Here is a 12,525-nt window from a genome sequence, read left to right as displayed (position 1 = left end):
GCATACCGCTGTTGTATGTGGCCCATTCGGCCGTGCCCCCGGGAGCCGCCTCAGGCCCGACTATCGCGAACACGGACTTGTGAAACAGGCGCTAGCCCCGGATGGTGTCGATGACCAGTGGTGTGGTCGGGGGTGGGTTGTCGCCGATCTCGTAGCCGGTGGAGAGGGATTCCAGGGCGGCGGGGATGGCGTCGGGGGTGTCGGTGTGCAGTTCGAGCAGTGGTTGGTCCTTGGCGATCCGGTCGCCTGGTTTGGCCAGGCAGAGGATGCCGGCGCCCGCTTGGACCGGGTCTTCCTTGCGGGCGCGGCCGGCGCCCAGGCGCCAGGCGGCGACGCCCACCGCGTAGGCGTCGAGGGTGGTCAGGTAGCCGTCGGACGGGGCGGTGACGACGTGCTTGTGGCGGCCGGTCGGTAGTGGGGCGTCCGGGTCGCCGCCTTGGGCCCTGATCATCCTCGCCCAGGTCTCGTAGGCCTCGCCGGAGGCGAGGACGTCGCGGGGGGAGGCGGAGATGCCGGCTCGGGAGAGCATTTCCTCGGCCAGGGCGACGGTCAGGTCGACGACGTCGGAGGGGCCGTTGCCCTGGAGGACTTCGATCGACTCGGCGACTTCCACGGCGTTGCCGACGGCGCGGCCCAGGGGGACCGACATGTCGGTGAGGAGCGCGGAGACGCGCAGGCCGTGGTCGACGCCGATCGAGACCAGGGCCGTGGCCAGTGCGCGGGCCTGGTCGAGGGACTTCATGAACGCGCCGGAGCCCACCTTGACGTCCAGGACCAGTGCTTCCGCGCCCTCGGCGATCTTCTTCGACATGATCGACGAGGCGATCAGCGGGATCGCCTCGACGGTTCCGGTCACGTCGCGCAGGGCGTAGAGCTTCTTGTCGGCCGGGGCGAGGCCGGAGGTGGCGGCGCAGATGACGGCGCCCACGGAGCGCAGTTGTGCGACGACCTCGTCCACGGAGAGCTGCGCGCGCCAGCCGGGGATGGCTTCGAGCTTGTCCAGCGTGCCACCGGTGTGGCCGAGGCCGCGGCCGGAGAGTTGGGGCACGGCGGCGCCGCAGGCGGCCACGAGGGGCGCCAGGGGCAGGGTGATCTTGTCGCCGACGCCGCCGGTGGAGTGCTTGTCGACGGTGGGGCGGCCGACGTCGAGGGTCAGCCGGTCGCCCGACTCGATCATGGCGTGGGTCCAGCGGGCGGTTTCGGCCGGGTCCATGCCGTTCAGGAAGATCGCCATGGCCAGGGCCGACATCTGCTCGTCGGCCACGTGCCCGCGGGTGTAGGCGTCGACGACCCAGTCGATCTGGTCGTCGGTCAGGCGGGCGCCGTCGCGCTTGGCCCGGATCACGTCCACGGCGGTGTGGGTCACTAGTGCACCCTCTTCCGTGCGGGCGCCTGGGTGGCGCTTGTGGTAGGAACCAGGCGGAAGTCGGGGTGACGGCCCGGTGTCATGGCAGGTCCTCCGGGCCGAACGCGTCGGGCAGCACCTCGCTCATCGGCAGGATGCCGGACGGGGTGTCGATCAGGCACGGTGCGCCGCCCAGCTCGTAGATCACCTGACGGCACCGGCCGCACGGCATCAGCAGGTCACCGGCGCCGCTGCGGCAGGCGAGGGCGACCAGCCTGCCGCCACCGGTGAGCATGAACTGGCCGGCCAGCGTGCACTCGGCGCAGAGGCCGACGCCGTAGGCGGCGTTCTCGACGTTGCAGCCGACGACGACCCGGCCGTCGTCGCACAGGGCCGCCGCGCCCACCTGGAGCCCGGAGTACGGGCAGTAGGCGGACCGCGCGGCCTCGACGGCGCGGGTTCGCAGGACGTCCCAGTCGATGTCAACCACGGCGGTACACCACGCCGTCCGCCGCGGGCATGCGCAATCGTTGGGAGGCGACCGCGAGGACGACCAGGGTGACCAGGTGCGGCGCGTAGGTGGTCAGCTCGCTCGGCACCTCGTCCACCGAGTAGTACACGGCGTAGAGCAGGCCGGCGGCCAGGATGCCGAACGCGGCGGCGAACCAGCGGCGGCGGATCAGCTGCCAGATCACGATGACGACCAGCAGCAGGACCGCGCCGTAGACCAGGGCGAGGAACGTCTTGCCGCCCGAGCGCAGTTGCAGGCCGTCGGCGTAGCCGAACAGCGCCGCGCCGCCGAGCAGGCCGCCGGGCCGCCAGTTGCCGAAGATCATCGCGGCGAGGCCGATGAACCCGCGGCCGTTGGTCTGGCCTTCGAGGTAACCGGGCTGGCCGGGGTTGAGCACGAGGGCCGCGCCGCCGATGCCGGCGAGCGCACCCGACGAGATCACGGCGACGTACTTGTAGAGGTAGACGTTGACGCCGAGGGACTCCGCGGCCACCGGGTTCTCGCCGCACGACCGCAGCCGCAGGCCGAACCGGGTCCGCCACAGCACCAGGTAGCTGCCGATCACCAGCAGGATCGCCAGCATGGTCAACGGGGACACGCCGGTGACGAGGCCGCGCAGGATGCCGGCGACGTCGGACAGGCCCACCCGCTGCTGCGCTTCGAGCTCGCCGAGCCAGTCCGAGAGGCCGGAGGCGGAGTAGGTGTCGAACTTCGGGACGGCGGGCGATTCCCGGGGGTTGTTCGAGAGCGGGAAGAAGATCAGCGTGGAGAGGTACTTGGTCAGGCCCGCGCCGAGCAGGTTGATCGCCACGCCGGAGACGATGTGGTTCACGCCGAACGTCACGGTGGCGATGGCGTGCAGGAGACCGCCCAGCGCGCCGAACACGGCGGCCGAGACGAGCGCCGCCCACGGGCCCCACTGGTAGCCGGCCCAGGCGGCGCCCCACGTGCCCATGATCATCATGCCTTCGAGGCCGATGTTCACCACGCCCGCGCGTTCCGCCCAGAGACCGCCGAGGGCGGCCAGGAGGATCGGCAACGCCAACCGCACCGCGGTCTGGATGGTGCCGGTGGACGTCAGCTGCGGCACACCGGTCAGGTACGACGTGGTGGACAGCAGCACGACCGCGCCCGCGACGCCCAGCGCGCCGACGGCCCAGCCGGGGATCCGCCGCGACTTGCGCGGCGGCGGAACGGTGGCGGGCGCCTCGGACGGGTTCATCAATGAAGTGCTCATGCCGCATCCACCGTTCCCAGCTGCCGGCCGACCTGCCGCTGCTGCGCGGCCAGCTCGAACCGGCGGACCACCTCGTACGCGACGACGACCGACAGCACGATCGCCCCCTGCATGATCGTCACGATCTCGCGGGGCACGCCCACGTTGTCCAGCGCCAGGCCCGACTTGTCCAGGAACGCCCACAGCAGCGCGCCGAACGCGATGCCGCCGGGGTGGTTGCGCCCGAGCAGCGCGATCGCGATGCCGGAGAAGCCGATCCCGGCCGGGAAGTTCAGGTTGTAGGTGTGGTCGCGGCCCAGGATCTCCGGCATGGAGACCAGGCCCGCGATGCCGCCCGAGAGCAGCATGGCGATCAGCACCATCTTCTTGGCGTTCACGCCACCCGCGGCGGCGGCCGTGGACGACTCGCCGGAGGCCCGCAGCTCGAAGCCGAACCGGGTGCGGTTCATCATCACCCAGTAGCCGATGCCCAGCAGCGCGGCCAGGAACACCAGGCCGAACACCGTGCCGGACGAGCCGAGCGGGATGCCGGGCACCCAGCCGCTCTCCGGGATCTCCGGCGTGCGGATGTTGTTGCCGCGCAGCTCGCCGAACACGTCCGCGCCGATCAGGTACGCGGCCAGGCCGAGCGCCAGGCCGTTCATCATGATCGTGGAGATGACCTCGTTGACGCCGCGCGTCACCTTGAGGATCGCCGGGATCGCGGCCCACAGCGCGCCCGCGACGGCGGCCGTCAGGATGATCACCAGGGCGTGCAGGCCGGGCGGCAGGGCGATCGAGCCGCCGACCACGGCCGCGACGACCGCCGCGACCCGGTACTGGCCCTCGACGCCGATGTTGAACAGGTTCATCTGGAACCCGATCGCCACCGCCAGCGCCGCGATGTAGTAGGTGCCGGTGCTGTTGATGATGTCGACCGCGGTGGTGCCCTCGCCGACCTGCGCGAACATCACCCCGAACGCCTGCAGCGGGTTCGCGTCGGACACCACCAGCGCGATACCGCACAGCAGGGCGGAGAACAGGATCGCCAGCACGGGCGGCAGCAGTTTGCCGCGCAAGATTCCCATTACTCGCCTTCCGATTCCGACGCCGGAGAGGCGCCAGTGGCGTGCTCGGCGCTCGTGGCGCCCGTCATCGCACTGCCGAGGTCTTCCGGGGTGACCGTGGCCGGGTCGGCGTCCGCCACCAGCCGACCGCGCAGCATCACCCGGATGGTGTCGGACAAGCCGATCAGCTCGTCCAGGTCCGCCGAGATCAGCAGCACGGCCAGGCCGCGGGCGCGAGCGTTGCGGATCTCGTCCCAGATCAACGCCTGCGCGCCGACGTCGACGCCGCGGGTCGGGTGCGACGCGATGAGCAGCACCGGGTCGCCGGACAGCTCGCGGCCGACCACGAGCTTCTGCTGGTTGCCGCCGGACAGCGCGACGGCGGCCACGTCGATGCCCGGCGTGCGCACGTCGAAGTCCTCGACGATGCGCTCGGTGTCCTTCTTCGCGCCCGCGAGGTCGAGCCACTGGCCCTTCGACACGGGGCGGCGGGTCTGGTGGCCGAGGATGCGGTTGGCCCACAGCGGCTGGGTGAGCAGCAGGCCCTGGCGGTGCCGGTCCTCGGGGATGTAGCCGATGCCCGCTTCGCGGCGGGCGAGCGTGCCGAGCCGGGTCAGGTCGCGGTCGCCGAGCAGCACGCGGCCGTGGTGCGCCCTGCGCATGCCCATGATCGTCTCGACGAGCTCGGTCTGCCCGTTGCCCTCGACGCCCGCGATGCCGACGATCTCGCCCGCGCGCACGACCAGGTCGATGTTGTCGAGCACCGGCCGGGTGCCCTCCGCGGCGACCAGGCCCAGGTTCTCCACCTGGAGCACGACGCGCTCGGTGACGGTGGACTCGCGGGTCTCCGGGCTGGGCAGCTCGCTGCCGACCATCATCTCGGCCAGCTGGCGCGAGCTGACGGCCTTCGGGTCGGCGGTGCCGACCGTGGTGCCGCGGCGGATGATCGTGACGGAGTCGGCGATCGAGCGCACCTCGTCCAGCTTGTGCGAGATGAACAGGAACGTGAAGCCCTGCTGCTGCATGCCGCGCAGGGTGGCGAACAGCTCGTCCACCTCCTGCGGCACGAGCACCGCGGTCGGCTCGTCCAGGATGATCACCTTGGCGCCCCGGTAGAGCACCTTGAGGATCTCCACCCGCTGCCGGTCGGCCACGCCGAGGCGCTCGACGAGCACGCCGGGGTCGACGGTCAGGCCGGTGGCGTCGGCCAGCTCCAGGATGCGCTTGCGCGCCTTGCCGCCGATGCCGTGCAGGGACTCCGCGCCCAGGACGACGTTCTCCTGCACGGTCAGGTTGTCGGCGAGCATGAAGTGCTGGTGCACCATGCCGATGCCGACCTTGATCGCGTCGGCGGGCGTGCGGAACCGGACCTGCTCGCCCGCCACCTCGATGGTGCCCTCGTCGGGCTGCTGCATCCCGTACAGGATCTTCATCAGGGTGGACTTGCCGGCGCCGTTCTCACCGCACAGCGCGTGCACCTCGCCGACCTGCACGCTGAGGTGGACGTCGCTGTTGGCGACGACACCCGGGAAGCGCTTGGTGATGCCCGACAGGACGACGGCAGGGGTGGGTGTGCTCATGGAAGCTCCGTCTGATCTCCGGCTGCGCCGGGGCTAACCACGCACTGGGCCCCGCGAGGGTGGCTCGCAGGGCCCAGTGCGCCGGAGGCCGGATGGGGTTACGGCGTGGACTCGACCTTGATCTTGCCCGCGATGATCTGGGCCTTGTAGCCCTCGAGGACCGCCTTCAAGTTGTCGTCGATCTTGCCACCGGAGGTGGAGTAGCCGACGCCGTCCACGGACAGGTCGAACACCTTCGGCAGGCTCGCCAGGTCGTTCTTGGCGACCGCCTTGACGAAGTCGTACACCGCGACGTCGACCCGCTTGAGCATCGACGAGACGATGACGTCCTTCGACTCCTCGACCGTCTTCTGGTTGTACTGGTCGGAGTCGACGCCGATGGCCAGCGCGTTGCCCGTCTTCGCGGCCGAGAACACGCCCTTGCCGGACGCGCCCGCGGCGTGGTAGAGCACGTCGGCGCCGGCCTCGATCTGGCCGGTCGCGGCCTCCTGGCCCTTGGTCGGGTCCTGGAAACCGGTGAAGTCGCCCGCCGGGGTCAGGTACTTGGTCTCGATCTTGATGTCCGGCGCGGCGGTCTTGGCGCCCTGGGCGTAGCCCGCGTCGAACTTCTGGATCAGCGGGATCTCCACGCCGCCGACGAAGCCGATGTGGCACGCCTTCGACTTGTAGGCGGCGATGACGCCGGCCAGGAAGGAGCCCTGCTCCTCGGCGAACAGCAGCGGCGTGACGTTCGCCGCACCCTCGACCGCGCCGTCGACGATCGCGAACTTGACGTTCGGGAACTCCGGCGCGACGACCTTCAGGGACTCGGCGTAGGCGAAGCCGACACCGATGATCGGGTTGAAGCCCTCGCTCGCGAGCTGGCGCAGCCGGGTCTGCTTGGCGTCCTCCGGCTCGTTCGGCGCGGCGGTCAGCTCCTTGACCTCGGCGACGCCGAAGTCGGCCTTGGCCTTGTCCAGGCCCGCCGCGGCGGAGTCGTTGAACGACGCGTCGCCCCGACCGCCGATGTCGTAGGCCAGGCCCACCTTCAGCGCGCTGCCGTCGACCTTCTCGCCCGACGCGGCGCTGCTGGAGGTCGCGGTGGCGGCCGGCGGCTTGTCAGCCAGCTTGCAGCCACCGGCGGTGTTGGTCGACCCGGACCCGGTGTTGTTCCCACCGGTGTCCTTGGCGCAGGCGGCCATCGTGAGAACGCTGGTCAGCGCGATCGCGGCCACCGCGAGGCCACGCATTCGACGACGCACGGCTCGTCTCCCTCCCTGCTCGTCTAGGAGCAGACAAATCCCGGCGGCTGGGCCGTCGGGGCTTCCGAGTGGCGAACCGTACCCCGTAGTAATGACACCCGCGTACGTACCGGTCCGCACGTGACCTAATCGTTGGTGCCATCAGGCGACTCCGCCACTCGTAGTGATAGCGCGACTTCCCCGCGTCGTAGCCGATTACTCACTGTCAATACGCGGACCGGGTGAAGTGGCCGTCCGGTGACCGTGGGCCGATCAAGGTTCGGAGGCCCGCAGGGTTAACCCGTTGGTGAGGCGTTGGGGCGGCGTTGGCGAGGTCCGGTGCACTCCACGCTGCACCGATATCCCCCCTAGGAGGTTGAGTTGGACCCCCAGCAGTGGCTCGACAACTTCGAGGCAAAGCTGGCCGATCTGCAGCGGAAGTCGGCCGACCTCCAGGAGAACTTCGAGAACTCGCAGGCCACGGCTTCCAGCCCGGACGGCGCGGTGACCATCACCGTCGGCCCGAACGGCGGGCTGCTGAACATCCAGCTGGGCCACCGGGCGACCGAGCTCGGCTCCGCCCGCCTCACCGCCGTGATCATGCAGACGGCCAAGGTCGCGCAGAAGCAGGCCGCGCAGCAGGTGATGGCGGCGTTCGAGCCGCTCGGCGAGGGCACCGAGGCCATGCGCATGGTCAGCGACGCCATCCCGGACGACGAGGTCGAGGCCGACGAGGCCGACTACGCGGAGCCCGACTACGCCGAGCCGGAGGCCGCGCCCGCGCCGCCGCCACCCCCGGCCTACGCCCCGGCCCCGGCCCCGGCGAGCAGGCAGCCGCAGATGCCGTCGCGACCGGCGCGCCCCTCGCGCCCCGGTGACGACGAGGACGACGACAACCAGCCCTGGTGACGAGGAGACCCTGAGCGATGACCGCCCCCGACACCCCGATCGCCTCGCCGCCGGGCATGGAGATCACCGAGAAGAACAAGTTCAAGGGCTCGCTGTTCATCTCGGCCTGGGACGAGATGATCACCACGATCGGCAAGGACGCGGAGACCGAGACCGAGAAGGCGCTGGACATCACGTTCGCCGCGATCGGCACGGCGTCGTCCATGGCCATGCTGGCGGTCGACCCGTTCGGCACGATCCTCGGCGCGGGCATCGGCTGGCTGATCGAGCACGTGTCGTTCCTGAAGGAACCGCTCGACCAGCTCATGGGCGACCCCGACGAGATCGAGGCCAACGTCGAGGCGACCAAGAAGCAGGCCGCCGAGCTGCGCGTGCTGGCCGAGGACCACCGGCGCGAGCTGGCCACGTTCGACGGGTGGACCGGCGCGTCGTCCGAGGCGTTCCAGAAGAACATGGAGTCGATGGGCCAGGAGCTGGACGCGCTGGCCAACGCCGTCGAGCAGAAGGCCAAGATCGTCGCGATCTGCGGCGTGCTGGTGTCGGTGCTGCGCGACATCGTGCGCGACCTGATCGCCCAGCTGCTCGGGTCGCTGCTGGCGGGCGCGCTGATCGCCGCCGCCACCGCGGTCATCACCTTCGGCGCGTCGATCGCGGCCTACATCGGCTTCGCGGTCGGCAAGGCCGTCGCGCTCGGCGTGAACATCGCGTCCCGGATCGCCCGGCTGACCGCGGCGCTGGGCAGGCAGATGGGCCGGATCAAGAACCTCGACGAGATCACCGAGAACGTCGGCAAGGGCTGGAACCGGTTCGAGAACATCGCCGACGTGGCCGAGGTCGGCTACGAGTCGTGGAAGGCGCAGAAGGGCGTCGACCGCGAGATCGACAAGGCGCTGGCCAAGGACGTGCAGGACGACAAGGTCACCGACGCCAACAAGAAGGCGGAGGAGGCCAACGAGCGGTACGGCAAGGCCAAGGAAGAGGAGGCGGCGGCCGCCGAGGAGGCCAAGAAGGCCAACGAGGACGTGAACGCGGCGGCCACCAGGGCGAGCGAGGCCAACGCCAAGGCCAACGCGTTCGTCGAGGAGGCGAACGCCGCCGCCGCGCGTGGTGACCAGGCGGGCCGGGACGCGGCCATGGCCAAGTACGAGGCGGCCAAGGTCGAGGCGGACGCGGCGCGCGGCGAGGCGGCGCAGGCGGCCGAGAAGGCGGCGAAGGAAGCCCGCGACGTCGCCGACGCGGCCAAGGCGAGCAACGAGGCGCTGGCCGACGCGAAGCCCGCCGACGAGGCCGCGAAGGCCGCGTACGAGGAGTACAAGCGCAACAACCCGGGCCAGGACGACCCGGCGCGCGCGTCCGCCGAGAGCGACATGTCGGCCAAGAACGACGCGGCGAAGGCGGCGAACGCCACCTACGAGCAGGCGAACGTGGACTTCGCGGCGGCCAACGCGGCGGCGGCCGAGGCGAACGCCAAGGCGTTCGCGTCCGGCAGCGAGGCCGACATCAAGGCCGCCGAGGAGGCGTCGCGCAAGGCCGAGCAGGCGGGCACGAGCGTCGAGCAGGCGGCGGCCGACGCGAAGTCGGCGGGCGAGGCGGCGAAGTCGAGCTACGACTCGTTCCAGTCGCAGTACTCCCAGCCCGCTGCGGGCTAGCCCTCAACCGGTTCGGCCCAGGTCTGGCAGAACCCCCGGAAGAACCACGGAGAACCAGCCATGGCACGCGGTGGCGGCGGCGTCGACTCGAACACCCCGGGTCCCTCGGGCACCCCGTCGTCGCCGCCGCCGTCGCCCCCACCGCCGTCACCGGGCGGGCCGACCGGCAACTCCGGGTTCGGCATGAACGAGTCGACCATGTCCGACCTGGACAAGCGGGCCGGCAGCCTGCGGGACCGGCTCGCGGCGATCTCCAGCGGGTTGCAGGGGCTCAAGCTCGCGCCCAACGCGCTCGGCCCGATCGGCATCGTCGCCGTGCCCGCGTTGAACAGCTCGAACGACGCTTCGGTGAAGCAGGCGAACAACGCGTCCAGCGCGATGGGCAACGTCCAGTCGGGCTTGAAGGCCACGCTCCAGACGCACGTGCAGAACGACCAGTTCAGCCGCGACCAGTTCACCAAGATCGACCCGAACTCGAACGCCCAGCGGCCGCCCGGCTCACCCGGCAACGGACCGCTCGGCGTGAAGGGGCCTGGTGGGCCGGCGGTGACGCCGGTGACCAACGTGCCGGGCGCGTCGGGGCCGAACGGGACCGGTGGGCCCAAGGGGACGGGTGGGCCGTCCGTCACGCCGGTGAAGAACGTGCCGGGTGCGACCGGGCCGAACGGGACCGGTGGGCCCAAGGGGACGGGTGGGCCCGCGGTCGGGCCGGTGAAGAACCTGCCTGGTGCGCCGGGCGTGACGCCGCCCGGTGGGCCTCGTGGCACCGGTGGGCCGGCGGTTGGGCCGATCAAGAACCTGCCGAGTGCGCCCGGCGTGACGCCGCCTGGTGGAGCGCCGAAGACGTCCGGCGGGCCGGCGGTCGGGCCGATCAAGAACCTTCCTGGTGCACCCGGCGTCACGCCGCCCGGTGGGCCTCGTGGCACCGGTGGGCCCGCGATCGGACCGATCACGAACGTGCCCGGTGCGTCCGGCCCGAATCAGGGTGGGACGTCCAAGTCGCCCGGTGGGCCCGCGGTCGGGCCGATCAAGAACCTGCCGAGTGCGCCGGGCGTGACGCCGCCCGGTGGTTCGCGCGGCACCGGTGGGCCGGCGGTGGGGCCGATCTCCGGCATTCCGGGCGCTCCCGGTGCGACGGGTGGCACGCGCGGCGGCGGCGGTGTGCCCGGTGTGCCCGGTGTGCCCGGTGTGCCCGGTGTGCCCGGTGTGACGCCGCCCGGTTCGTCGACGTCCGGTGGTCCGACGGCCAAGGGCGGTCCGACGCCGGGTGCGGGCCCGGCGACCGGCGTCACCGCGCCTGGTGGGAGCACGGCGGCCCGCAGCATCGGCGGCGCGCTGTCCGGTGCGCCCGGCGTGACGCCGCCCCCGATGGCGGGTGCGCCGATGGCCCCCGGCGCCGCTCCCGGTGCGGCAGGTGGGTCCGACCGTTCGAGCAAGTTCACGGGTGGGCCCGGCAAGGGCGTCTTCGACGCACCGAAGCCACCCTCCGGTGACGGCAACATCAACAAGGCCCCGACCAGCTCGCCCTCCACCCCGCCACCGGCGCCGAAGCCGACCATCAGCACCCCTGGCGGCGGGGGCATCCCGAGTGCTCCCGCCATCAGCACCCCGACCACCGGCGCACCCACCACCGGCACGCCCGGCGCCAACGCACCCGGCAGCGGCACGCCGAGCACCGCGACCGCTCCGCCGTCCACCGGTCCGAAGCCGGCCTCGGGCGCCGCGCCCTCGGTGAGCGCTCCCGTGGCGCCCCCGATGGCCGGTGCGCCGATGGCCCCCGGCGCCGCTCCCGGTGCGGCAGGTGGGTCCGACCGTTCGAGCAAGTTCACCGGCGGACCGGGCAAGGACGTCTTCGACGCACCCAAGCCACCCACCGGCGACGGCAACATCAACAAGGCCCCGGCTGCCTCGCCCTCCACCCCGCCACCAGCGCCGAAGCCGACCATCAGCACACCCACCGCCCCGCCGATCAGCACCCCCGCCCCGAGCACCCCGGCCCCGAGCACCCCCGCCACCGGCACACCTGCCAACAGCGCCTCCACCGCCACCGCTCCACCAGCGACGGGCCCGAAGCCGTCCCCTGTCGTCGCACCTCCGGTGAGCGCACCGGCAGTGCCGCCAGTAGCAGCACCACCGCCCGCAGCGGCTCCGGGCGGGAGCCCGTCGACGGACCGTTCGAGCAAGTTCACGGGCGGGCCGGACAAGGGCGTGTTCGACACGCCCAAACCGCCCACCGGCGACGGCAACATCAACAAGGCCCCGGCCACCTCGCCTTCCACCCCGCCACCAGCGCCGAAGCCCACCATCAGCACACCGCCGGCCCCGAGCGCGATCAACACACCACCGGCCGACATCACCACCCCCAAGCCCACCACCCCGCCGCCCGCCACCACCCCGCCCGCCGCAACCCCGACCCCGCCGCCGGCAACCCCGCGGGCCGACACCACCGCCTCCACCCCTCCAGCACCTCAGCCGCCGGCCAAGCCGTCCGCCCCGCCGATCACCACCCCGCCGGCCACCACTCCACCAACCGCCACCGCTCCAACCACCACCGCGCCCCCGGCACCGGCCACCCCACCGACGCCTGCCCCGGCGACCCCAAGGCCCACACCACCGCCGGTCACCATCACGCCACCACCCATCTCCACCCCACCCATCTCCACCCCGCCGACTACCGCGCCGCCGGTCACCGCGCCCCCTGTCGCCACCCCACCGGCCGCGACGCCGCCAGCCACCACACCGCCAGCCGCCACGCCCCCGGCCAGCACTCCACCAGCCGCAAATCCGCCGGCTGCCACTCCGCCGGCCACCCGGCCGGCACCACCCACCGACACCACTCCACCGGTCAACACCCCACCTCCGGCCACCACTCCGCCGGCCACGCGACCGGCACCACCGGCCGACATCGCGCCACCGGCGGCAAACCCGCCAGCCACGAACCCACCGGCCCCCACACCACCGGCCACCCGGCCGGCGCCACCCGCCGACACCGCACCCCCTGCGGCAACCCCACCGGCTCCCACACCAC

11 protein-coding genes are annotated in these 12,525 nt (G+C 71.9%); 2 read left to right on the top strand and 9 right to left on the bottom strand.

Annotated elements, in window-relative coordinates; genetic code table 11:
* Window positions 1-91: 91 nt before the first annotated feature.
* The 6 genes from AB0I91_RS10075 to AB0I91_RS10050 form a co-directional block, all read right to left on the bottom strand.
* Complete coding sequence (locus AB0I91_RS10075; RefSeq protein ID WP_498786927.1) at window positions 92-1,366, bottom strand: thymidine phosphorylase; 1,275 nt, start codon at window positions 1,364-1,366, stop codon at window positions 92-94.
* 79 nt (window positions 1,367-1,445) lie between these two features.
* Window positions 1,446-1,835 (bottom strand): cytidine deaminase, encoded by a 390-nt coding sequence (locus tag AB0I91_RS10070; RefSeq protein WP_499636354.1) that lies wholly within the window; start codon window positions 1,833-1,835, stop codon window positions 1,446-1,448.
* On the bottom strand, window positions 1,828-3,093 hold the full coding sequence (locus AB0I91_RS10065) for an ABC transporter permease (RefSeq protein ID WP_498781998.1): 1,266 nt from the start codon (window positions 3,091-3,093) through the stop codon (window positions 1,828-1,830). Before AB0I91_RS10065 ends, AB0I91_RS10070 begins: the two co-directional genes overlap by 8 nt.
* Complete coding sequence (locus tag AB0I91_RS10060) at window positions 3,090-4,160, bottom strand: ABC transporter permease (protein WP_498782000.1); 1,071 nt, start codon at window positions 4,158-4,160, stop codon at window positions 3,090-3,092. Before AB0I91_RS10060 ends, AB0I91_RS10065 begins: the two co-directional genes overlap by 4 nt.
* Window positions 4,160-5,719 (bottom strand): ABC transporter ATP-binding protein, encoded by a 1,560-nt coding sequence (locus AB0I91_RS10055; protein ID WP_499636352.1) that lies wholly within the window; start codon window positions 5,717-5,719, stop codon window positions 4,160-4,162. The genes AB0I91_RS10060 and AB0I91_RS10055 overlap by 1 nt, the downstream gene beginning before the upstream one ends.
* A gap of 98 nt (window positions 5,720-5,817) precedes the next feature.
* Entirely contained in the window at window positions 5,818-6,948 is a 1,131-nt protein-coding gene (locus tag AB0I91_RS10050) for a BMP family lipoprotein (RefSeq protein WP_498782094.1), read from the bottom strand.
* Between the two features lie 372 nt (window positions 6,949-7,320).
* On the opposite strand from AB0I91_RS10050, the gene AB0I91_RS10045 reads away from it, so the two are divergent.
* Both AB0I91_RS10045 and AB0I91_RS10040 read left to right on the top strand, forming a co-directional pair.
* Window positions 7,321-7,848: a YbaB/EbfC family nucleoid-associated protein gene (locus AB0I91_RS10045; RefSeq protein ID WP_498782004.1), complete on the top strand. Its 528-nt coding sequence runs from the start codon at window positions 7,321-7,323 to the stop codon at window positions 7,846-7,848.
* 17 nt (window positions 7,849-7,865) lie between these two features.
* Entirely contained in the window at window positions 7,866-9,497 is a 1,632-nt protein-coding gene (locus AB0I91_RS10040) for a WXG100 family type VII secretion target (protein ID WP_498782006.1), read from the top strand.
* Here AB0I91_RS10040 and AB0I91_RS10035 read toward each other — a convergent pair.
* The 3 genes from AB0I91_RS10035 to AB0I91_RS10025 form a co-directional block, all read right to left on the bottom strand.
* Entirely contained in the window at window positions 9,494-10,180 is a 687-nt protein-coding gene (locus tag AB0I91_RS10035; protein ID WP_498782008.1) for a hypothetical protein, read from the bottom strand. The two genes, AB0I91_RS10040 and AB0I91_RS10035, sit on opposite strands and share 4 nt — an antisense overlap.
* A gap of 297 nt (window positions 10,181-10,477) precedes the next feature.
* Window positions 10,478-11,953, bottom strand: a complete 1,476-nt coding sequence (locus tag AB0I91_RS10030; protein ID WP_499636350.1) for a hypothetical protein — start codon at window positions 11,951-11,953, stop codon at window positions 10,478-10,480.
* 12 nt (window positions 11,954-11,965) lie between these two features.
* The gene (locus tag AB0I91_RS10025) at window positions 11,966-12,346 is read right to left on the bottom strand and encodes a hypothetical protein (RefSeq protein ID WP_499636348.1); all 381 of its coding nucleotides are present in this window, start codon (window positions 12,344-12,346) and stop codon (window positions 11,966-11,968) included.
* Window positions 12,347-12,525 lie beyond the last annotated feature (179 nt).

The sequence above is a fragment of the Actinosynnema sp. NPDC049800 genome, assembly GCF_040656635.1.
Classification (GTDB): Bacteria; Actinomycetota; Actinomycetes; order Mycobacteriales; family Pseudonocardiaceae; genus Actinosynnema.
Note: the sequence above shows the minus strand (reverse complement) of the source record. Positions and strands in the feature narration are given on the sequence as shown.

What these genes read in the sequence shown, in the direction of transcription:
- AB0I91_RS10065 (WP_498781998.1), bottom strand. Translation starts at nt 3,093, where the DNA reads ATGAGCACTTCATTGATGAACCCGTCCGAGGCGCCCGCCACCGTTCCG.
- AB0I91_RS10060 (WP_498782000.1), bottom strand. Translation starts at nt 4,160, where the DNA reads ATGGGAATCTTGCGCGGCAAACTGCTGCCGCCCGTGCTGGCGATCCTG.
- AB0I91_RS10055 (WP_499636352.1), bottom strand. Translation starts at nt 5,719, where the DNA reads ATGAGCACACCCACCCCTGCCGTCGTCCTGTCGGGCATCACCAAGCGC.
- AB0I91_RS10050 (WP_498782094.1), bottom strand. Translation starts at nt 6,948, where the DNA reads ATGCGTGGCCTCGCGGTGGCCGCGATCGCGCTGACCAGCGTTCTCACG.
- AB0I91_RS10040 (WP_498782006.1), top strand. Translation starts at nt 7,866, where the DNA reads ATGACCGCCCCCGACACCCCGATCGCCTCGCCGCCGGGCATGGAGATC.